Genomic DNA, 22,399 nt, shown 5'->3' with positions numbered 1-22,399 from the left:
GACTTGAGATGCATTGCTTTTGTATTGCCTCAGTTTCATCAGATCACAGAGAACGATTCCTGGTGGGGTGAGGGTTTTACAGAATGGACAAATGTCAGGAAGGCTGCAGCCCTTTATCCTGAACATGATCAGCCCAAGAAGCCATTAAATAATAATTACTATGATTTAACGGATCCTAAAGTGAAACAATGGCAGGCAGAGACTGCAAGGGCTCATGGCATTTACGGTTTTTGTTATTATCACTATTGGTTTAATGGCAGGCGACTACTGGAACAACCGGTTCAGCAGATTCTTGCGAGCAAAGAGCCTGACTTCCCCTTTTGCCTTTCTTGGGCTAACGAACCATGGACACGTAGCTGGGATGGCACCGAAGAGGATGTACTGATGCCACAGGAATACGGAGAAGAACGGGATTGGCGAATGCACTTTTTTGCATTGCTGGAAGCCTTCAAAGATGATCGTTATATCCGAGTGGAAGATAAGCCTGTCTTTATCATTTATAGATCTGCTAGTATCCCGCGCTGTGAAGAAATGCTTCAATATTGGCGCGAATTGGCTCTGCAGAACGGACTTAAAGGACTTCATCTGGTCCGGACACTGGGCGGTTTCCCCCTACAGAAAGAGCAAGGATTCGATGCCAGTCTGGAATTTGAGCCGCATTACACATTCGCACATGGCGGGGTTAAGCATTTATGGAGCTCAAAGCAGGTGGAGGATCAGAGGCATATCGTAATTGATTATGATGAGTTATGGGAATCCATGTTGGAGCGGACACCCCATAGGGACGGAGAAATCATATATCCGGGAGCCTTTGTCAACTGGGATAACACACCACGGAAAGGCCCTGCCGGACAAAGCACCTTAGGTGCTAATCCTCAAAAATTCGGCCAATACCTTTCACGACAAATTGAGCGCGCCAAAAAAATGTTCAAAAGTGAATATATTTATATCAACGCCTGGAATGAATGGGCTGAAGGCGCCTATCTGGAACCGGATGAGCGTTATCAATATCAATACTTGCAAGCCGTTAAGGAAGCCCTACAATTTCATCACAAAGAAGATCCTTCTTAGCCGTAGCGCCAGAAGGATCTTTTTCATTTTATGTTATCTTTCCGATGACTGCACTCTGGCGCTTCTTGCACTCACCAATCTCCAGCCAGTTAATAAAGCAGCCACTAGACATATGGATGCCGAGGTTACAAACACTACATGCATACCCTCGATAAATAACTCTGGTCGGCCGGGAACTAACCCTGTCACTCTATAGCCGGCTTTACTGCTCATCACTTGAAAAAGAATTGTAGTAGCAATTGTAATGCCGACAACCATACCGACATTACGAACTAACGAATTGACACTACCCGCAGAACCAAGCTGTGTTCTTGGTACCTTAGACATAACAAGCGAGTTGTTCGGCGATTGAAACAGGCCACTTCCTATACCCAGCATAGCGATCCACACACCTACCAGCACAACAGAACTTCCTACATGAAGCTGTGCTAATCCGAACTGTGCAATAACCATGACCACCAGCCCCGCAAAAGTCAAAAATTCAGAGCCTATTTTATCCGATAGCGCACCACTCATTGGAGCCACGACTACCATACATATCGGCAACAACATTAACAAGAAGCCTGCATAGAATGGCGATAAACTAAGCATGTTCTGTGCATAAAACGGCGCGATAATATTGAAGCAGAAATTCGCTGTAAATACGAGAAAACCACATAATATACTTAAAGAAAACAACGGATTCTTAAATAATGACAGCTGCAACAACGGTTCTTTTCTACGAAGCTCCGTCCATATGAAAGCAATGAAGCTGACGACAGCAACAATTATTGATGTAACAATTAAGCTGTTACCATACCCTAGCTGTTGTCCTAGTAATAATCCTGCGAACAAAGTAATAATAAAAACAGCGAACAGTAAACTGCCCGGCACATCAATCGAAGATTTCACTCTCGTTAAATCCTTAGGCAATACCTTCCAGCCAAAAAATATAGCGATCAGACCAATAGGCACGTTAACCCAAAAGATATACTCCCAGCCTAAGGTGGAAACCATAATCCCGCCTAAACTTGGACCAGCTATACTTCCTAGAGACACGAATGTACCAATGAAACCAAGGGCTTTACCACGCTCCGTGGCAGGAAAGATATCCGTAACAATTCCCTGACTGTTCGCCATGGTCATCGAAGCACCCAAGGCTTGAATAACACGCGAAGCGATCAAGGCTGGTAAACTTACACTAAGCCCACACAGCATAGATCCAATAACAAATATAATGGTGCCAATCTTAAAGATTCGAATCTTTCCTACGATATCTCCAAGCTTGCCGAAGAAAAGTATCGCTGCACAGATCGCCATTAAATAACCTGTAGTTACCCATTCGATTTGCGCCATGGGCAGCTTCAGTTGTTTGGATAGCTCAGGCAGAGCAATATTGACAATACTACCATCAAGGGTGGACATAAACGTAAAAATATTCAGAACAATTAAAATCATCCAGCGTTTCTTCTGAATTTCTTTATCCTCCTGGTAGGTTGCACTTACAGAACTCATAACTAACACCTCATTAAATATTAATAATCACCGTTTAGTTGCGCACGCAACCAAACTCGCCATACCCAGTGTACAACAATTTAGTTGCGTGCGCAACGACTTTATTGTACACTTTATTTCAAGGCAACAAATGAGCGAACATATAACCCAAAGAGGTGTCTATATTGGCAAGAGAGCCTATCGGGAAGCTAATTTCCCATCTTCACCGTCAAAATCAAAAGAAACTGGTTAAGCAATTTGTCCCCTATGGAATCGGTAGTGGTGGACAGCATAGCTTTCTTAAATTAATTCTTTCTCGGCCAGGCATTACACAGGATCAGTTAACTGCCGAATTGAAGTTCGATAAAGCAACTACAGCACGTTCTGTGAAGCAATTAGAGAATTCGGGGTATATCGAGCGCAAAGACGATCCTAATGATCGACGCTCCCACCTTCTATATCCTACCCCGAAAGCCATCGATTTCTTCCCAGTTTTACAGTCCATCTTAGATGAATTTAATAAAAGCCTTGTGGGCCATTTAACCGATGAAGAAGTAGAGCAACTACATTTCCTGCTGCAAAAAATCAGTACAAACGAAGAATAGAACATAAGAAAAAGGATGTCCCAAAGCCACTCGGCTGTTGAGGCATCCCACTTTTACGTTTACTTTTGCTTTACAATTTCAGCAACTTCTTCCGTAATCTCTTCCCCGCCCATACTCTTCCATTTAGCTACAAACACATCAAAATCACTAAGCGGTGAATCACCCACAATAATATTTAAGAACGTCTCATTCTCCAGATTCTGCAGTTCCGGCCATTTGGTCTTCATAAGTCGGGTGTTCCCATAAAAGACCCCACGCACTCCCTCTATAGCAGTTGAGGTTAACACAGCTACTCCATATTTATACGCATTCGCTGCTTTCCAGCCTTCAAGATCTTTTTTGGGCTGCTCTGTTTCCGCTACCCATTGATCATAAATGAGCCGGGTATCAGAATTTAATGTATCTGGGTCTATCTTTCCGTGCAAAGCCTGCTGGATATCAGCATAATGTTTCTCAATCGCATCCCTATAATCTATCAAAAGATCGAACGGATAATAAGCACGCAGCTGAATGCCTGTCTGCGCAGAGAAATCACCCAGCTTTTTTACCTCCTCTTGATTAGGATCTTGTCTTCTTTCGAGTCTTGTAAACACGTTCAATTGCTTGATTACAGCCTCTGGATGTTCAAACCCTTTACGCACAACAAGATATCGATCTGTTACCGGAGCCAAATGAGCGACAAACTTACCGGAATCATCAACTGGAGCTGCATATGCTCTCCATTCTGCCTTCGTATCCAAAGCCACTGCCTCTGACAAAGGATAATAAGGCATCCACCAAGGACCAAAAAACATCCCTGATTTACCTGTAATAATAGGCTCCTGAGTTTCCTTATATAGTGCAAAGTCCGGATCCAGCAACCCGTGTTTATACCAATCAGCAAGTTTAGCAAGCGCTTGTTTGGTTTCTGGTGTAATGGAGCCATACACGATATTTCCGTTGTTATCCTTAATCCAATTCGTGGGGAAAGCATGAAATGCACTAAAAACAGCATCCAGACCATTAACTAATGGTTTAGTTCCATATACGATATTTTTGTAGCCGCTTAGACCGACGGTATCTCTTTTTCCATTCCCGTCAGGGTCTTTTTCAATAAAAGCTTTGGCAATTTTCTCGATGTCTTCAAAAGTTTGTGGAGGTCGCAGCTCCAGCTTCTCCAGCCAATCCTGACGTACCCAGAGCAGCACGGGAGAGTCTGCATCAATAGCTACATTCGGTAATCCATATAATTTACCGTCGCGGGAAGCGTCCTCTAATGCCTCTCCCTTTGTAGAATTGTACATATCCTTGATAAGTTCAGATCCATATATTTTATATGTCTCTGTCAAATCTTCAATCATGTCATTATCAATTAATTTCTTCAATTGATCCCGATCCACAACCATGGCATCAGGCAAATCGTTGCTATCAATGGCAAGCTGCACCTTTTGCGTAAAAGCATCCTCACCCTTCGCTTCCCAGGAGTGAACCACTTTGATATTCGTAATGCTCTCTAAATAACGGGTGATTGGATTGTTATCGTTGCTGTCACCTGTATTAAGTCGCGAGTCGGGAACCTTAAATCCCACCCGGATCACAATCGGATCCTCATATTTACTATAAGCGATAGAAGTATCTTCATCCCCTGCCTGAGGGCTTGCAACTGAATCTACAGTACTGATATTGTCACGACAAGATGTCATTCCAATGACCATAAACACTAGAAGGATAGATTTCCAAAATTTCATATTTGGTTTTTCCCCTCCGCACGGAATTCACTTGGTAATTTACCAATACGTTCTCTAAACAATCTGCTGAAATAACGATCATCCTCAAAACCGGACCGCGAAGCAATCTCACAGACGGGAAGTGTAGTCTCCAGCAGCAGTGATTTGGCAAGCTCCAGCCGCATTCCCCGTAAACATTCACCAAATGTCTCTCCGGCAAAACGAGCGAAACATTGGCTGAAATAACCACGGCTCATATTAATGACGGCTGCTACGTCGCTCTGATTGATTTTGTCACCTGCATGGCTCTGCATATAACGAACTGCGCGAATAAGACAAGACATAACCTCTTTAGTTAATCCAAGCTCCAGCATTCTTCGTCCCACATGATCAGAAAATCGCCGCAGCCAGTTCTTCCAATGGCACCAGTTCAGATTATGGGAGATGTCCCTTTCCAGTTGAGCAGCATCTTCAGGCTTTAAAAGTAAAGAGCTCCAGCTTTGTATTAGAGAGTGTGCAAACGCCAGAAACTGATCAGAACGGGGTTTCTGCTGAAGTATGTTTGCTACAAACTTCTCCCACTCATTTCCATCAATTGTCCACTTTAGATTCTGTGCTTGCTCCAGCAGATTATCCGCCTCTTGTTTTGAATAGGGAGCCCCTGGTTCCTTCTTTATGTCTTCATATTTCAATGAGGTCAAATCCTCAGGTTCAGGATGATAAAATAGAATACGGCGTAATTTCACAGTGAGCTGTTCCTCCAGTTCCTGCAAGGGTTGATCTCTCAATCCACTGATCAGCGCGGTCTGCCATCGTCCGGATAGCTGGATCTTAAGCTCACGTTTGCTCTCATCTATTGAGAAACGATGTAATAAGGGCGACATCCACATCTCATGAAAAGTAATGAGCGGATTATTTTTCACGCTGGACAGCTGAAATAATTCTTCTTCATTGCATTGATGATTTAGTGGCAAATACAGCAGAGCCTTATCAGCAGCCATACGTTTACTTTCCCCACGAACCAGAGCATCCCGTGTATTGTCCTCCCATTTAATACGATCGACAAGACGTCTGATGGTTTCATCCGCATTTTCCATCTCAAGCAGTGTTTTTACAATATAGTCAACGGCTCCTAAACGCATAGCCTCCTGAACATAGTCAAATTCATGATGACAAGTAAGAACAACACAGCGAATGCCTGCGAACCGTTGTCTAACCATTTTAATGAGCTCGAAGCCTGAAATGCCTGGCATGGTCAAATCCACAAATAATAAATCTACTTCCTGCTGTTGAAGCAGCTCCAAAGCAGATTTACCATCACCTGCCTCCCCAACTATAACAATCCCTAAGGATGACCAGTCGATCAGGGATATGAAGCCTTTTCGCACGAGTCTCTCGTCATCGACAACTACAGCCTTAATCATCGAAGTCCTCCTTACCTTTCCTCGGAATCACAATGGATACAACCGTACCTTCTCCTGGCTTACTGAACATCTCTAGTTTCATTTGTTCTCCATAATAGGTTCTAAGCATCCGGTTCACATATGAAAAACCAATTCCAAGTCCCCGTTTTTTCGCTCCATCATCAGACAACAGCTGATCTAATGTATCTGCATCCATCCCAGCGCCATTGTCTCTCACACATAGCTGAACCTCTCCTTCACCATGTTTCGTTATCTCAACATCTACCTTGCCATTATCGCTTAATCCATGATAAATCGAGTTCTCCACCAGAGGCTGAAGCAAAAATCTCGGGACTGCCACAGACAATACATCCTCATCAGCTTCAACGTTAAATTCAAATTCATAATCATAACGAATACGCTGCAGCTCCATATAATTTCGAATCGCTTCAATTTCCTCGCCAATGGTAACAATGATGCTTTGCTTGCCCAGATTATAATGCAGCACCTTTACAAGAAGAGTGACCAGCTTGTCGATCTCCTTCTGGCCGTTTAGCCGGGCCATCCACTGTACCGTATTTAAGGTATTATGCAAAAAATGAGGATTGATCTGGCTGAGCAACTTCTCAATCTCAAATTGGCTTTTCTGTTTCTCATTATGGGCAACCGCAACAATCAGCTCATTCACCTGTTTTTTCATCTGCTGAAAGTTGGTAAGCACGAAATCAAATTCTTCCACATTCGTATAGGCTACCGGAGCGGTAACATTTTCCGCCATTCGGTTGATTTCAAGGTTGACCTTACGCAACGGACCATAAATTTTCCTCCAGATGATCCAAGCCAGAAATCCGGCAAAAAGAAGGGTAGAGAAGGCAAGTAAGATCATTTTATAAAACCAAGAATAAATTTCACTGTTGAATTCTGATTTTTTCACAACAGCAATAAGCTTCCAGCCCTGAGGACTCCCGTAACGAAAAAGATGATATCCGCTTAGCGTTTCATGGGTGAGATTGGAGTTGCTTCCCGCAGCTTTAATAATACTTAGCGGAAGTTTGCCATCGATCACTTTTGTACTATTACCTTGCTGATTGACCAGCAGATGATTTACTTTCATCCCGTAGGACTCCTGATTGAAGATTTTGCGAAACAAACTATAATTCGTCTCCAAATAAATATAAAGCTTATGCTGGCCCGGCACACGGACAATTCGCTGCTCCGAGAACACGAGATTATCTCCAACAGCGTACATAGTGGGATGTGGTCCATAATAGTCAGCCCCGTTATATCGCATAAAAGACGGCAATGTACTGATATCAAAATTTCTGCGTGCGCTCATGTTGGTGAACAGAACGGGATCATCGCTGTCCGGCATAATGTAGGCTGTAAGTCCAATATAAGGGTTCGTAAAATTGACTAGATTGATCTTCTGGTTGATGGAATTCATCATTTGCGATTTGCGAAAAATTTGTTTTTCCTGAATAAATGAGGACATCTCCTGCACAATCTGACCGTCCAGAGCAAACTGTTTGGAGGCAAAATCCATATTGTCGATGGCATTCTCCAGGCTTGAGGCTTCCTGTCTCAGACTAGCGCTGATCCCGTTGCCAATTTTACCTGAAAGGATGGAGTAAATAGAGGTGTAGGTTACGAATCCTACTAAGAGAAGCGGAAGTAGTGTTCCGATTACTAGATAGATAAATAAGGTATTACGTAAGGATTTGACAGCTGGAGTATGACTCCGCAGGGGTACTCTTACCATCTGGATTATCCTCTTCTTTCTATCTGAAAGCGTTTTATATTAATGTGAGAATACCACATTTATCCTTAATTGAATAGAATAAGGCAGAACAGCCTCCACGCCGCCCCGCCTTATTTTATAGTTACTAGCCGTGTTTATTTAACGCTTTTACGGGCCTCGAACAATTCCTCAGCCTTTTTAATCGAGAAATCCATAACTTCAGAATACCCAAGACCATTTACCTTATCATGCATTTCTTTATTCAATTTATCGTATTCCGCTTGATCTTTAGCAAAGACCATTTTCCAGGAAATCTGTTGAATAACCGTACCGATTTGTTTATTCTTTTGTTCCACTGTTTTATCCATGGTTAATGGTTCTTTGCCAGTGAAGCCTTGTGGTGCTACAGCCAATAGATTGTTTTTCTCAAAATACTCCTTAGGAGTCAGAACACCCATTTTCGCTCTCCAGTCACTATCAAGCTTGGATGGGTTACGCTCTAGGGTTGTTGTCCACAGATTATGATCGAATGGCTCACTATTCTCTGGATTCACCATCGCCGGAACCACAAACGAGAAGTTCATTTGATTGGAGCCATAGTAGTAGTCACCCCCGCCGTATTCAGCAGGAACTTGAGTATTCTGTTGATCAGTATAAGCTTTCCAACCAAAATCAGTCACTGCAGGTTTGCCGTTTGCATCAATATCCCAAGTCAGACCTTGAGGTCCGTTAGGTACTGCTGTACCACTTCCTGCAGAGATCATTGCACCTTCCGGTGTGTACATCCAGTTAATGAATTCCATAATTCTAGCAGGTTCCTTAGCTTTTGCGCCGATTGCAATAATACCGTTACCACCGTAAACATTGAAGCCTGTGGAATACATCAATTCATCTTTGAACGGAACCAGCGCAAAACCTTTACCTTCGGCTGTTCTTTCTGGTGTATTGTAGTTAGCAGCTCCAAGCCATGGGAACCAAGAGAACAATAGACGACCATCTTTGTATTTCGCTACAACATCGTCAAATTTTTGCGTCATAGAGTCCGGATCAACCAGACCCATTTGGTTAGCTTCAAAATACAGTTTGAGCGATTTCATGTACCAGCTATCTTCGGATAAGAAGTCATAATACTTTTCTTCATCTGCCTTAACATACACAGCAGTATCAGGAATTTCGTCATAGCCCATCATGTTTGCGAACTGTTTAGCCAATGTCATTTTATAGTTGCCATCCCAATCAGACCACATCGAGAAAGCATAGGTTTTTTTGCCTTGTTCATTCTTAGGCTCGAGCTCTTGCATTTTTTTCAGCACAGGCAGATAATCTTCAATCTTTGTAATTTCTGGCGCTCCAATTTGTTGGTAAAGATCAAAACGCAGGTCTGGACCCCAAGTCATATCTTTTCCTTCAGAAGGTCCGGATGGATTAGAAGCTACGCTGTTCCCCATACCAAAGACTGATGATCCACCGCCAAAAGCTACCTTAGCTTTTTCAATAGCTTTTGGAAAAGTGCTAGAAATGTCTTTTCCGTATTTGTCCAAAAGACCGTCCTGTGTCCAGTCCAAGAGCAGCTTTCCTTTGATGGCGTTTGGATAGTGGTTCTTGTCGTCACCGAAAATGATGATATCTCCAAGATCTCCGGAAGCCATCATTGCAGAGATTTTGGTATCTCCACCAGTTAGGTTTGAAGCCACAATGTCCATTTCGATGTTGAACTTATCCTTGATAATTTTTGCAAACCATCCAGTCTGTGGACCGGCATAGTTAGCGGTTGTTGAGAATACAGTCAGCTTCAGCGGCTTGGAATGATCAAGCGCTCCGTCATCCGGTGCTGCTGTCTCTTCCGCCGGGGCATTCGTGGCAGCCGACGTAGGTTTCTCTGTGCTCGTGTTTTTGCCCGAGTTAGCCGTATTATTCCCCCCGCCACATGCTGCAAGAACGAAGACCAGGATTACGGATAGCATGACAAGCGATGCTCTTCTTATTCTCATTGCTTTATACCCTCCCTTTCATCTCTTCACTTATAGTTCAACTCTGCTTATTGCAGAGGAAAACCCAGTTCTGGTCCAGAGCGGCAACCCATCAGCCTTTAACCGCACCGATCATAATTCCTTTGACGAAAAAGCGTTGGAAGAACGGATACACGATCAAAATCGGCAATACGACGATCATCGTTACAGTCATCCGCACAGAGGTTGGAGTCTGCATATTCGCTGCACTAGCGGCCATATCTGGCGAATTACGAATTAAGGCTGCGAGCGAGCTGGATTCGTTCAAATAACGCCATAATAAGAACTGGAGCGTAAAGTATTTCGTATCTGTCATCAGAAACGCCGTATCAATAAAGGCATTCCACTGATTCACCGCTGAGAAAATCGTAATCGTAGCCAAGATAGGTGTTGTAAGAGGAACAATGATACTCCAGAACACCCGGAAGTAACCTGCTCCATCCATTGACGCTGACTCCTCAAGTGAGGGCGGAATAGCCTCGACGAAGGTTTTGACCAAAATGATATTAAAAGGAGTAATAATGGTTGGCAAAATATAAGCCAGGTAATTATTAGTCAGATGCAAGTTATGCATGGTGATATACCATGGGATCAGCCCTGCGCTGAAATACATCGTAACTACAACACTGCGGTACCAAATACTCCGGCCCCACATTTCCTTTTTGGTGAACAAGTACCCAAGAAATGCCGAAGATCCAACGGTGAGCAAAGTACCAACAACTGTTCTATAAATAGAGACTGTAGCCGCATGACCTAAACCACTGATTCTTAGAACCTTACTATAGTTATCAAAATGGATCTGCCTTGGATAAAATTTGATATACCCTGCTGCGCTAAGATCATTCGAACTGATCGTATTAATGAACAAATAGTAGAATGGATAAATGCATGACAGGGTGAACAATCCAAAGAGTGTGTAGATAATAATTTGAAAGATTAATTCTCCAGAAGTTAGTTTTTTCTTTCTCAAATGGGATCACCCCTGCCTTAAATGATAGATTCGTCACGCACCATCTTGGATAATGTGTTTGCCGCGAACAGTAGAATTACACTAACGACCGACTTCAGCATACTGACAGCTGTGGCAAACGGAAAGTTGTTAGCGAACGCAATATTGTATACATAAAGATCCAGCACTTCTATGGAATCTTTATTCATCGCATTTTGAAAGGCAAAGTACTGCTCCATCCCGTTATTGACCAGGTTACCTATGGAGAGCAGCAGTAGGACAAAGAAGGTTGGGATAAGACCCGGAATGGTAATATGCCAGATTTTACGGAACCGGCTTGCACCATCCACCTCTACGGCTTCATACAACTCCTGATCAATGCCTGCGATTGCAGCAAGATAGAGAATGGCACCCCAGCCTAACGATTTCCACCAATACCAAATGATCATCGTGACCCAAATATTTGAGCTGGAGGCTAAAAAGTTATAACCCTCATCAACGATTCCAAGCTGCACTAAAATGTGTGTGATGACCCCGTTATCAACGGAAAACAACGAGAAGGCCAATGCATATACCAGAATCCAGCTGATAAAGTTCGGAATCGTGGTTAGCGTCTGCACCATCTTGCGATACCAGCCTGACTTAATCTCGGTCAGAAAAATCGCAAAGATCACTGGAAATATCGAGGTAATTAGTCCAAGTGAACTCATGGCAAGAGTGTTCTTCAGCACGCGCACAACCTCTGCGGTCTGTGTTGGATTGGATACAATCGTCTTGAACCATTTCAACCCGACATATGGCGTGTCAGACAACGGTATTCCGGGAATGAAATCATAAAATGCATAAATCCATCCGCTGATCGGCAGATAATAGAAAATAAAGGTGACAATAAGAAACGGAAAAGCCATGAAGAACAATTTATGTTTGTTCTTCATCTTCCAGCGGGATCGATGAACCGGATCGACGCTGGGAAGTAATTCACCAGAAGGTACCCCCATGTCGGAATCTCCTATACCCAGATTTTGATTACGTTTTCATAGTATCAGAACCTTTGCGTATGACGAGATAGATCACAGAACGGCCTCACTGGAGAACCGTCTGATGCTTGTGAACCAAATTCGCATATATTTCGACCATTTTCTACCTAATCACTGTGGGTCTAGTGATGGAGAGCCTACATGCCTTTTGGCTTATAAAAAGCGGCAGGATGACGGGAATTCCCCTCATCCTGCCGCTGAAAGAGATGGTTTCTAAGGAGCGCTTGGGAGCTATGGGCAACTAGACCCTCCTCGTTCACTACATCAACTATGGTGCGTTTTGTCCTCTTCATCTGCTACATCAACTATGGTGCGCTTTGTCCTCTTCGTCCGCTACATCAACTACGGTGCGCTTTGTCCTCTTCGTCCGCTACATCAACTATGGTGCGCTTTGTCCTCTTCGTCCGCTACATCAACTATGGTGCGCTTTGTCCTCTTCGTCCGTTATGGTCTTTCACACTTCATAGATCTCGCATCGGACCCAGATGCACTTATTTCCGGGATTCAGTGTTTTTCCTCGTGCTATCGGACTCAGGTGCAGTTATTTACTCAAATATAGCCCTAATACGAGCATACGCATGCCGATAAGAGCTATACAGTCCGAAATTATGGCAAAGTAGCTCAAAAATCAGCAATAGTGACTATACGGTCCGCAACACTCCACGCATCATTTTTTGGCACACTTCTATCTAGAATCCATCACATTTTCTTGTACTATCGGACTCATTCTAGAATCCATCACATTTGCTCATGCTATCGGACCCAGATGCACTTATTTCCGGGATTCAGTGTTTTTCCTCGTGCTATCGGACTCAGGTGCAGCTATTCACACAAACATAGTCCAAATATGAGCAAATTCATGCCCATAAGAACAATACAGTCCGAAACTACCGCAAAGTAGCTTAAAAATCAGCAATAGTGACTATACGGTCCGCAACACTCCACGCATCATTTTTTGGCACACTTCTATCGAGAATCCATCACATTTGCTCAAGCTATTGGACTCATTCTTGGGTTCATCACATTCCCTCTTGCTGTAGGACCCAGATGCACTTATTTCCGGGATTCTGCGTTTTTCCTCGTGCTATCGGACTCAGGTGCAGCTATTCACACAAATATAGTCCAAATATGAGCAAATTCATGCCGATAAGAGCTATACAGTCCGAAACTACGGCAAAGTAGCTCAAAAATCAGCAATAGCGACTATACGGTCCGCAACACTCCATCCATCATTCTTAGGCACACTACTATCGAGAATCCAGCACATTTGCTCAAGCTATCGGACTCATTCTTGAATTTATCGCATTCACTCATGCTATCGGACTCATTCTTGGATTCATCGCATTCCCTCATGCTATCGAACTCAGATGCACTTATTTCCAGGATTCATCGCATTTACTCATCCTTCAACGCAGCTCCCTTACTTCGAGGGTTCATGCTCATTTGTACTCCCAACCACACATAAAAAAGCAGCCTCTCAAATGAGAAGCTGCTCCATCACTTTACAACCATAGTTTGTTTACACCAATCACTGCATTCCGTATAATACGCACTATTTTCCGCTCATTATTCGAATGCCCAACGTCTTCCGCCACAGCCTAATGCCCGGGCGTCTGAACTTCCCCCTCCGCGGAGGCATCCATTTTCTGACGCCCCATAAAAAAGGAAGCCAGCAAAGCTAATGCAGCTGGAATAACCGCCCAAGCGAAGGTGTTCGCAATGGAAGAGGAAAGTCCCTCTGTAATTTTGCTCAAAATTTCCGGTGGAATGAGTGCTCTAGTCTCAGGCGACAGCAGGGAATGCGGATCTTTAAAATCCATAGCCCCCACAGCCCCCACAGCCCCCGCAGAAGCAGCTCCTCCTCCATTTGCTGTGAGCAACTTAGTTAGACTGCCCGAGAAATAATGGCTTTGAATAATGCCAAATGTAGTAATTCCAATGGTCATGCCAAGCGAACGAATGAAATTCAGTGTTGCGCTGGCGGAGCCGCGTTGCTGCGCAGTCAGACCATGAATAGCTGCTGTGCTTAACACAGAAAAGGAAGCGCCGATGCCCAATCCGATTAAAATCATGTACAAGGTAACCAAGAGACGTGAAGCTTCCGGAGTAAGCGTTGCTACCAGTCCTGTGCCGATCACCAAAAGTACAAACGTAGGTATCAGCAGATTGCGGTAACTGGTTTTTGCCATCAGGAATCCTCCCGTTGTGGCGGTAATTACTGAGCCGACCATCATCGGCAGCAGGACAAGTCCTGAATTGGTAGCCGAACCCCCTAATACACCTTGGATAAAGATCGGGATATATACGGAAGCCACGATAAATGCAGCACCGCTAAATAGCGCACACAGAATGCTGACGGCGTACAGTCTTTTTTTGAATAAAGCAAAGGAAATGATCGGCTCTTTCGCTCTCGTCTCTACAAAAAGGAACACTGCCGCCAATATAGCAAAAGCTGCAAATAAGCCGAGGATCATCGATGAGCTCCAAGCGTACTCTTTTCCACCCAGCTCCAACGCAAACATTAAGCAAATGACAGAGCCCAGCAGTGTGCCCGCACCCAGCCAATCAATAGGTTGTTTAGAATGCTCGTGTGATTCTTTATAAAAGAATACGACCATCACAAAAGCCAACAGTCCAAGCGGCAAGTTAATATAAAATATCCACTGCCAAGCAATATGATCGGTGATATACGCGCCTAGCAATGGACCAAAAATACTTGATAATCCAAACACCGCACCAAATGCACCGCCCAGCTTGCCCCGTGTCTCCAGTGGTACGGCGTCGAACATTATGGCAAAAGCAATCGGCACTAGCGCGCCGCCTCCAATTCCCTGAACCGCCCGATAAGCAGCCAGCTGAGTAATTGTATCTGCCGTCCCGCAAAGCGCCGAACCTGCCATAAATACAAAAATCCCAAAAATAAAAAACTTTTTACGCCCATACATATCAGACAGCTTGCCAAAGATAGGCATCCCCGCCATCTCAGCTACGAGATAAGCTGATGTTACCCAGACAAATTTGTCCATACCGCCTAGTTCCCCAACAATATTGCCCATTGCTGTAGCAACGATGGTGCTGTCCATGGAGGCCATCAGTATTCCTAACAGCAGACCTGCGATAACAATGCCCAGATTGGGCGCTTTGGCAGCACTCATTTGTTCCACTCCCCATTGTAAAAAGATCTATAACTATGTGTTACAACTTCACTTGATGCCTCACTATTGCATTCTTGTGAATCTCCAAATCACTACGGTATTCCACAGTATCAATCTCACAGTCCACACCGATGATTACCCGATCTCCTCTGACAATATTTGCTTTTGTATTATTCAGCTCTATCGTATCGCCTTCAATGAGCCCAGCCTCAAAAAGCACTTTAGGATTCTGCTTCATCAAATGCAGGAATTTTCCGGTCTTGCTTTTTTTGATCGTTAAAGCACTGCCTCCAACCTCTTTCGCTCTACTTATTCCATATAAATTGATCTCCAGTTGCTCCGCACTTAGCAGTCCTGCCACATTGAGAGCGCCCGAAATACGCAGATGTTCACCTTCACAATCACCATTGACCTCCAAATTACCATTAAGATGAATATCGTCGATTTTTACGGAGGTTGCTTTAATTTCACCCTGACCCCGCAAGGAATCCCCTTCAAGATTACCCAAAAGTGTCATCTCACCGGTTATTTTCATTTTGGTCATTAGCAGGTTTCCATCTACTCTGGCATTTCCAGTCAGGCTCAGCTTCTCACAATCTACATCACCTGCAAAATGACCTTCCCCAGTAACTTTAATGTCCCGAAAGAAGCCTCCCGCTGAGGTCGTTGTGCCTATTATTTTCAAATTACTCCGAGTTGTTTCTTCACTCACCGATCTTCTCCACCTTTCCAACCTTTGCTTCTGGATGTACTGTGATCTGATCACGATACTCTATCCGTTCGATAGTACAGCCTGGCCCTACAATCACAATATTGCCCCTGATAACATCCGCTATTGTATACTCTAAATCAATAAAATCTCCTTCAATAGTCCGAGCCCGCAGCTCCGATCTTAATTTAGGGATGATTCCACTTAACATTTTGCTCCAGACTCCACTATTCGTTTGCCGGATCACTAGACTCTCCACACCAATTTCATGCGCCTTTCCCTGCCCTTGCAGTTTGAAGTCTACATGTCCTGCACTAAGTAAACCTCCGACACTAAAGCTTCCTTCCCCCGCAAAATCCTCAAGCTCACAATCACCCTTGATATTCAGCATTCCATGAAGAGTGCAACTTTCTCCCCGAAAGCTCTCACCGACAGTAATCATTCCATCCACCTTTAGGGAGTTAAAACGCAAATGTCCCAGCACTTTCATCGTCCCATTGCATTCCGCTTCTTCCGCCGAGAGATCATTCTTCAAATTCATATGCCCATTTCCTTTAAAAATTCGCGTCACGATGGGTCCCGTTACTTTGCCTACACCATCGATTTGCACACTGTTATAAGTACCTCCTGCCCCCCCGCTGACTCCGTTTATAATCAGATCCGGCAGCTGTCGTTTATCCATTACAGTAACCCCCTATTCAACAAGCTTAAAAGCAAGCTTACCTTTCAATTGTTCTATTACATCTGCACTGAGTATTTTACTGACCAGCTTTACCCCTTCATCGAACCATAACTCCGCTGGTGCCTGAGCCAGAATAAAGGATGACACCCCCATTTTGCGGATAAAAAACAACTCCCAGCTTTCACTCTCAAGATTGGAGGCTTTATTCATTAAGGTTCGAAACAGGAGCTCTGCTTCCTCCATATTCATCTCCCCTGCACTAAGCAGGCGGTCTACAGCCAATAAATAAGTGAGCTGATCGAAGCTATATCCATTCTTGACACCAAGCCTCTCTCCAAATTTGCCCAGTGTCACTGACGAAACAATGTTACGTTCTATAATTTCCGCAGAAGATACACTTACTCTGTCAAAAGAAGCCTTATCTGATAGCTTATCAGCCATTTCATCCAAAGAAAGTCCATCTTTCATATTCACAATATTATCGATACGGGACAAGATCATGTCTTTTGGAAAAAAAGTCTCCTGTCCAGTAAACGTAGATTTACGGATAAACCATTCCTCTGGAATCAACTGCTTCCGCTTCCAGCGGTACAATTGCCCATAGGATATACCGGTTAATTCCAATAGCTGCTTCTTCGAGATCAAATCCTCTTCCATGCTTATCACTCCTTGAAGCCATCGTAACATAACACTGTTACGTTGTAAAACCAATAAAATAAACTCACCTCATACCTACCTACGCTAGTAACCATCGAGTCCTAACGTCTCCCCCAAAGATTTTAAAGCATACCTTAAGAGCAGACCTCCGTCTTGAGAAGGATTTAACGGTTATTCACTATTTTTCCCACAAAAAAAAGACTGCCCCCGCCGCTTATAAATGGCAGCATGGAACAGCCTTCTCTTAGAATGATTTTTACGAACTGCTAATCTTACTGAACAAAAGTATAATGTGCTGAATCATATTGCAGGCCGGATTTCTCATAAGTGAACCAGTACTCAATACTGCTGCCAGCGCTTAATCCACTCACCGTCTGCTTCCATGTTCCTGAGTTATTAGTCATCCGGTAATTAAGCTGGGAACCACCGCTAATCTTGTAATGTACATCTACATAAAGAGCACTGGTTACAGGTGTAATATAGATACTCGCCTCTGTAGCAGAAAGTCTCGTTACCCCTGCTGTAAAGTCAGCCGTCACATGATCACCGCCACCGCTGCCTCCAGTGGAATTAGTAGTAACTGTTGCGGTATTACTAGCGGAGGATAAATTACCTGCTGCATCCGTAGCTTTTACTGTAAACGTATAGGCTGTGCTTGGAGTAAGTCCACTAACAGTAGCTGTAGTTCCCCCCACAGTGGACACCTGCTGTGTTCCGCGATAAACAATATAACCTGTAACGCCAACATTATCGGTAGAAGCGGACCAGGTTAAGCTAACTCCTGTATCCGTCTTACTGGTTACCGTTAGATTAGCGGGAGCGGTTGGCGCGGTTGTATCCCCAGTATTACCACCACCCGTCAAATATTGACCTGTGAATGGATTAAACCGGTGCAGGGACATTATTAACCAGCCTGTGCTGGAAACACAGTTTTGCTGCGCCATCACCCAATAACTGTTGCTGGACCCTTTCAGCGAGTAGGGAATACCCCCGAGCGAAGCACCGCTTGTGCCTTGTTTTTTAATAATCTCTGTATTAATGGCGTCTGCCTTTGAGGCATTGCCTTGCAGATAATAAGCGAGTGACATGAATGCGCTTCCTTCAAACCATACGTCAGCACCCGTATTGCCAATTTGATTTCCGTTATCGTCATACGCCGGCAATACTTCGTCTGTCCAGTCAAAGTCGTATCCGGTGAGCGTATTCCCAGCATCATTGTAAGTAAGCGTCTGCTTGTAACGCGGATTTGCTAGTGTTCCCGGGGTGCCGGAGGCATTTTCCACATAGGTTAAGCTTGCGCCGTAGTTATGGGCCCCGGATACGCCTAAAGCTAACACTCCCCAAGGGTTCACGTCTAAAGGTATTTTGGGGTCGATCAGATTTGTATCGTTTTTCCAGCCCCCCTTGAAACGTTTGACAGTGTCATCCCACACATAATTATCCAGGAAGGTTTTGACTCCAGAAGCCGCACTGTTATAAGTCGCTGCCTTTGAGGAATCCACCGAAGCATAATACTGCAATACCCGGTAAATATCGATATTGTGCTCGGTTGAGCTCCAAGGCTCATCGGAATTACTCCAACCACTCCATCCTCCTGCAATACTGCCATTAGCCTTTTTATACTGTAAACTCCAATCGAGTGCTTTAAGTGCCATCGGACGATACCGTGTATCATTATATTGCTTCTCATAAGCCATAGCAGCCATTGCCATCCATACAACGGGTCCTACATGTTTACGGATTTCTTCTCCGAAGCCGTTGTTATACCAATAAGAATTCAGCCAGAAGCCGGAAGGATCTTGAATGTCCCGCATTTTGTTCAAAACCTGCTCTGCCCGCGTCCGTTCACCCTTTACAATAAAGGCGATAGCTGCAACCGCTTGATCATACGTGTATACAATCTGTTTGGGGTTGTTCGGTCCCCAGAAATCTTCAAAGCTATCTACCAGTCCCTCAAAAGCATACCCCGCTGTTGCATCCTGCTGGGCTTTCAACCAGATTAAAGCACGATTTGAAGCGTCACTTGCAGCATCTGCATTCGCTTTTCCACCAAAGGGCAGAGCTACCCCAAGCACCAGCAAACTTGTCATTAAGATCGAAAACAGCTTCCTCATCTTCATAACTTTCCTCCTCTTAATCATGATGAACTAGGCAATGAGAGTTCTTTGAAGCATAAAAACTAAAGCGTTTTCAAACAGCAACAACAGGGACTTTTGAATATTTCACCATGGTAATTGTCCTCATTTTCAGGCTTAGAAACCCGTTCGTCAACGATTTTATGTAAATTTTTAACTAAATGAGGCGAAACAACCAAAATTGCCATTTGAGAAACCATACGAAAGACCAGCATCTTTTTTATGAATTCATATTTATGAAGGCAAAACAAAAAGAGCAGACAGCTCCTTTATAAGGATTCTATCTGCCCTTTACTATTTATCTCTATACTATTCTGCTTTATCTTCGCCAGCAGTTTCAGCTGCAGCGGGTTCAGCAGTATCTTCTTCTGTTGGCTCTTGCGCTGCTGGAGGTGAAATACGGACAATCAAAGTGTCCTCAGGCGTCAATACTTCCCAGCCTTCATGCTTCGGCAAATCAGATACCAGCAATTGATCACCAATATCTAGTCCACTGATATCCACTTCAAAGGATGCAGCTATTTTATCTGGAAGTGTGCGAATATCCAGCTCATGCAATTCAATTTGTTGCACACCGCCGCTCTTCACACCTACTGGTTCACCTGTAAAGTGGAACGCTACTTTTGTATCCAATTTGGCCTTCATATCAATCTGCTGAAAATCAATGTGCAGCAGTTGTTTGGATATTGGCTGACGTTGGATTTCTTGAATAACCACGTTCTTTTTGCCCGAGTCTGGCAATTCCAAAGTAAGAACAGCCCGTGGGTTGCTGGCTAAAATACCTGAAATTGTCTTAGCATCCGCTGTAAAGGACTGGCTATCTGAACCTGCACCGTACACGACTACCGGTACAAAGCCTTTTCTGCGCTGTGAAGAAGTCGAGCCGGATCTTTCTGTCAAACGTACTGTTGTATTCACGATGATTCCTCCTAAGTAGGGATTTTATACTAGACCGATTAGATATGTACGCCTAACCTAACCACTCTCTAATTACCCCATTGACCTGGCTTTGAAACCTCTCAAGACTTTTGAGCCCAGGCAAAAATAAGGTCAAATTGTATTATTATACAATTCAACATTAATTATTCATGTCTTAGGAGTAAATCATTGCTATATTTGTGACAACTATCAAACTAAATGACAAGCTACAAAATGGTTACTGCCAACATCACGAAATACCGGGATTTCAGATCTGCAAACCTCTTGCGCAAAGGGACAACGGGTATGGAATTTACAGCCAGAAGGCGGGTTCACCGGACTCGGAATATCTCCCTTAAGTACAATCCTTTCCCTTTTCAGCTTTGGAATAGGAATCGGAACAGCCGACAGCAGCGCTTTGGTATACGGGTGGAGCGGATTCTTAAACAGTTCATCTCTTGAAGCCGTCTCCATCATAGAGCCCAGGTACATGACACCGATTCTTGAACACAAATGCTCCACAACACTCAGGTCATGGGAGATAAACAAATACGTTAACCCTCGACTCTGCTGGAGCTTACTGAATAAATTAATAATCTGTGCTTGGATGGAAACATCCAGTGCTGAAACTGGTTCGTCTGCAATGATCAGCTCAGGATTCAAAACAAGCGCACGGGCGATCCCGATCCGCTGCCGCTGCCCCCCGGAGAATTCATGCGGAAAGCGATCAATATGATAAGAAGATAAACCGCAAGCCGCTAGCGCTTCAAGCACCAGATCTCGCACCTCGGACCTTGAGCATAAACCATGATCCAGTAAAGCTTCACCAATGGCATCACCTATACGAACCCGTGGGTTAAGAGAGCTATAAGGATCTTGGAAGATCAACTGCATTTGGGGCCTAATATTGCGTAATTCAGCAGGAGACAGGGAGTGAATGTCTATCCCTTTGAATTTGATCTCACCTGCCGTTTTATCCGTTAGCCGTAAAATCGTCCGTCCGACTGTACTTTTGCCGCTCCCAGATTCCCCTACAAGCCCAAACGTCTCCCCAGGTTGAAGTGTGATGCTAATATCGTCAACAGCCTTTACATGCCCAACGGTTCGGTTAAGCAGCCCCTTAGTAACAGGGAAATATTTCTTTAAATGATTGACCTCAAGCAGTGCCTCAGGCATGAACAACCGCCTCCTCATACAACCAGCAAGCTACCTTTTGTCTGCTGGCCACCTCTTTAAGCCGGGGCTGCTGGCTGACACATACAGGCATGCAATGCTCACAGCGGTCATGAAAATAACAAGAGGGCACCAGCTCAAGCGGATTTGGCACTTGACCTGGAATGGAATACAGCTCATCCTGTCGCTGATTGATTACCGGCTTCGATTTGAGCAGCCCTTTTGTATAGGGATGTTTGGGGTTGTTGAACAATTCAACAACTTCCCCCTCCTCCACAATCTTTCCGGAATACATAACAATCACATAATCGGCCATCTCTGCCACTACGCCAAGATCATGGGTGATTAGTAGAATGGACATGCCCGAGCTATCTTTAATTTCACGCAGCATATCCAGAATTTGCGCTTGAATCGTTACATCCAGCGCCGTGGTCGGTTCATCAGCAATCAAAAGTTTTGGACTGCAGGCAATGGCAATAGCAATCATGATCCGCTGCAGCATACCTCCACTTAATTCATGCGGGTAACTATCAGCAATTTGCTCTGGTCGTGATATGCCTACCTGCTTAATCAGTTCAATCGCCCGGATACGCGCCTGTTTCTTGTTCATCTTCAGATGTACAATCAGCGGCTCCATGATTTGCTCACCGATCTTGATTACAGGATTAAGGGAGGACATGGGCTCCTGAAAGATCATCGCGATTTCATTCCCGCGGATGGTTCGCAGTGTGTTTTTGTTCATTTTCAACAAATCCTCACCCTGAAAATCAATTTTCCCTTGGGCTACCTTGCCCCCGGGTTCCTCAACAAGCCCCATGATGGACATCGCGGTCACGCTTTTGCCGCAGCCCGATTCTCCAACGATACATACCGTCTCTCCCTCGCGAACACGGAAGCTTACATCATCAACGGCTTTCACTTTTCCTTCTTCCGTGAAGAAGTATGTACTTAGACCGTCTATATTCATTAAATCACTCAT

At 44.2% G+C, this 22,399-nt stretch carries 17 protein-coding genes; 2 read left to right on the top strand and 15 right to left on the bottom strand.

What is annotated here, in order from left to right; translation table 11 throughout:
• Positions 1 to 3 precede the first annotated feature (3 nt).
• Positions 4 to 1,071: a glycosyltransferase WbsX family protein gene (locus MHH49_RS21030; RefSeq protein WP_036685768.1), complete on the top strand. Its 1,068-nt coding sequence runs from the start codon at positions 4 to 6 to the stop codon at positions 1,069 to 1,071.
• Positions 1,072 to 1,104: 33 nt separating this feature from the next.
• Here MHH49_RS21030 and MHH49_RS21025 read toward each other — a convergent pair whose 3' ends face one another.
• Complete coding sequence (locus MHH49_RS21025) at positions 1,105 to 2,565, bottom strand: MFS transporter (RefSeq protein WP_326047770.1); 1,461 nt, start codon at positions 2,563 to 2,565, stop codon at positions 1,105 to 1,107.
• A 164-nt stretch (positions 2,566 to 2,729) separates the two neighbouring features.
• Here MHH49_RS21025 and MHH49_RS21020 point away from each other — a divergent pair, with 164 nt between their 5' ends.
• Positions 2,730 to 3,149, top strand: coding sequence for a MarR family winged helix-turn-helix transcriptional regulator (locus tag MHH49_RS21020; RefSeq protein ID WP_036685765.1), 420 nt, complete (start codon positions 2,730 to 2,732; stop codon positions 3,147 to 3,149).
• Between the two features lie 59 nt (positions 3,150 to 3,208).
• Here MHH49_RS21020 and MHH49_RS21015 read toward each other — a convergent pair whose 3' ends face one another.
• From MHH49_RS21015 to MHH49_RS20950, 14 genes are all read right to left on the bottom strand, one after another.
• Positions 3,209 to 4,876, bottom strand: a complete 1,668-nt coding sequence (locus MHH49_RS21015) for an extracellular solute-binding protein (RefSeq protein ID WP_052097169.1) — start codon at positions 4,874 to 4,876, stop codon at positions 3,209 to 3,211.
• Positions 4,873 to 6,279: a response regulator transcription factor gene (locus MHH49_RS21010; protein WP_326047772.1), complete on the bottom strand. Its 1,407-nt coding sequence runs from the start codon at positions 6,277 to 6,279 to the stop codon at positions 4,873 to 4,875. Before MHH49_RS21010 ends, MHH49_RS21015 begins: the two co-directional genes overlap by 4 nt.
• Positions 6,272 to 8,017: a sensor histidine kinase gene (locus MHH49_RS21005; RefSeq protein WP_326047773.1), complete on the bottom strand. Its 1,746-nt coding sequence runs from the start codon at positions 8,015 to 8,017 to the stop codon at positions 6,272 to 6,274. Before MHH49_RS21005 ends, MHH49_RS21010 begins: the two co-directional genes overlap by 8 nt.
• A 134-nt stretch (positions 8,018 to 8,151) precedes the next feature.
• The gene (locus MHH49_RS21000; protein WP_076301774.1) at positions 8,152 to 9,987 is read right to left on the bottom strand and encodes an ABC transporter substrate-binding protein; all 1,836 of its coding nucleotides are present in this window, start codon (positions 9,985 to 9,987) and stop codon (positions 8,152 to 8,154) included.
• A 91-nt stretch (positions 9,988 to 10,078) separates the two neighbouring features.
• Complete coding sequence (locus tag MHH49_RS20995; RefSeq protein WP_036685756.1) at positions 10,079 to 10,975, bottom strand: carbohydrate ABC transporter permease; 897 nt, start codon at positions 10,973 to 10,975, stop codon at positions 10,079 to 10,081.
• A 17-nt stretch (positions 10,976 to 10,992) separates the two neighbouring features.
• Complete coding sequence (locus MHH49_RS20990) at positions 10,993 to 11,952, bottom strand: ABC transporter permease (protein ID WP_076215705.1); 960 nt, start codon at positions 11,950 to 11,952, stop codon at positions 10,993 to 10,995.
• A 1,637-nt stretch (positions 11,953 to 13,589) separates the two neighbouring features.
• Positions 13,590 to 15,146: an MFS transporter gene (locus MHH49_RS20985; protein WP_036685753.1), complete on the bottom strand. Its 1,557-nt coding sequence runs from the start codon at positions 15,144 to 15,146 to the stop codon at positions 13,590 to 13,592.
• 40 nt (positions 15,147 to 15,186) lie between these two features.
• On the bottom strand, positions 15,187 to 15,858 hold the full coding sequence (locus tag MHH49_RS20980; RefSeq protein WP_036685751.1) for a hypothetical protein: 672 nt from the start codon (positions 15,856 to 15,858) through the stop codon (positions 15,187 to 15,189).
• Entirely contained in the window at positions 15,851 to 16,537 is a 687-nt protein-coding gene (locus MHH49_RS20975) for a hypothetical protein (protein WP_036685749.1), read from the bottom strand. The genes MHH49_RS20980 and MHH49_RS20975 overlap by 8 nt, the downstream gene beginning before the upstream one ends.
• Before the next feature lie 12 nt (positions 16,538 to 16,549).
• On the bottom strand, positions 16,550 to 17,194 hold the full coding sequence (locus MHH49_RS20970; protein WP_036685747.1) for a YhbD family protein: 645 nt from the start codon (positions 17,192 to 17,194) through the stop codon (positions 16,550 to 16,552).
• A gap of 272 nt (positions 17,195 to 17,466) precedes the next feature.
• Positions 17,467 to 19,314, bottom strand: a complete 1,848-nt coding sequence (locus MHH49_RS20965) for a fibronectin type III domain-containing protein (protein WP_076179824.1) — start codon at positions 19,312 to 19,314, stop codon at positions 17,467 to 17,469.
• Between the two features lie 324 nt (positions 19,315 to 19,638).
• Complete coding sequence (locus MHH49_RS20960) at positions 19,639 to 20,247, bottom strand: 50S ribosomal protein L25 (RefSeq protein ID WP_051491406.1); 609 nt, start codon at positions 20,245 to 20,247, stop codon at positions 19,639 to 19,641.
• Between the two features lie 210 nt (positions 20,248 to 20,457).
• Positions 20,458 to 21,423: an ABC transporter ATP-binding protein gene (locus tag MHH49_RS20955; protein WP_036685744.1), complete on the bottom strand. Its 966-nt coding sequence runs from the start codon at positions 21,421 to 21,423 to the stop codon at positions 20,458 to 20,460.
• Positions 21,416 to 22,399: an ABC transporter ATP-binding protein gene (locus MHH49_RS20950; protein ID WP_341043070.1), complete on the bottom strand. Its 984-nt coding sequence runs from the start codon at positions 22,397 to 22,399 to the stop codon at positions 21,416 to 21,418. Before MHH49_RS20950 ends, MHH49_RS20955 begins: the two co-directional genes overlap by 8 nt.

Origin of the sequence: Paenibacillus sp. FSL F4-0122 (assembly GCF_038002845.1) — a bacterium.
Lineage (GTDB): Bacteria > Bacillota > Bacilli > Paenibacillales > Paenibacillaceae > Paenibacillus_AQ > Paenibacillus_AQ odorifer.
This window is presented reverse-complemented; position numbering and strand designations above follow the sequence as displayed.

What these genes read in the sequence shown, in the direction of transcription:
- MHH49_RS20970 (WP_036685747.1), bottom strand. Translation starts at nt 17,194, where the DNA reads ATGGAAGAGGATTTGATCTCGAAGAAGCAGCTATTGGAATTAACCGGT.
- MHH49_RS20975 (WP_036685749.1), bottom strand. Translation starts at nt 16,537, where the DNA reads ATGGATAAACGACAGCTGCCGGATCTGATTATAAACGGAGTCAGCGGG.
- MHH49_RS21025 (WP_326047770.1), bottom strand. Translation starts at nt 2,565, where the DNA reads ATGAGTTCTGTAAGTGCAACCTACCAGGAGGATAAAGAAATTCAGAAG.
- MHH49_RS20965 (WP_076179824.1), bottom strand. Translation starts at nt 19,314, where the DNA reads ATGAAGATGAGGAAGCTGTTTTCGATCTTAATGACAAGTTTGCTGGTG.
- MHH49_RS21010 (WP_326047772.1), bottom strand. Translation starts at nt 6,279, where the DNA reads ATGATTAAGGCTGTAGTTGTCGATGACGAGAGACTCGTGCGAAAAGGC.
- MHH49_RS20990 (WP_076215705.1), bottom strand. Translation starts at nt 11,952, where the DNA reads ATGGGGGTACCTTCTGGTGAATTACTTCCCAGCGTCGATCCGGTTCAT.
- MHH49_RS20985 (WP_036685753.1), bottom strand. Translation starts at nt 15,146, where the DNA reads ATGAGTGCTGCCAAAGCGCCCAATCTGGGCATTGTTATCGCAGGTCTG.
- MHH49_RS20955 (WP_036685744.1), bottom strand. Translation starts at nt 21,423, where the DNA reads ATGCCTGAGGCACTGCTTGAGGTCAATCATTTAAAGAAATATTTCCCT.
- MHH49_RS20950 (WP_341043070.1), bottom strand. Translation starts at nt 22,399, where the DNA reads ATGAGTGATTTAATGAATATAGACGGTCTAAGTACATACTTCTTCACG.
- MHH49_RS21005 (WP_326047773.1), bottom strand. Translation starts at nt 8,017, where the DNA reads ATGGTAAGAGTACCCCTGCGGAGTCATACTCCAGCTGTCAAATCCTTA.
- MHH49_RS21000 (WP_076301774.1), bottom strand. Translation starts at nt 9,987, where the DNA reads ATGAGAATAAGAAGAGCATCGCTTGTCATGCTATCCGTAATCCTGGTC.
- MHH49_RS21015 (WP_052097169.1), bottom strand. Translation starts at nt 4,876, where the DNA reads ATGAAATTTTGGAAATCTATCCTTCTAGTGTTTATGGTCATTGGAATG.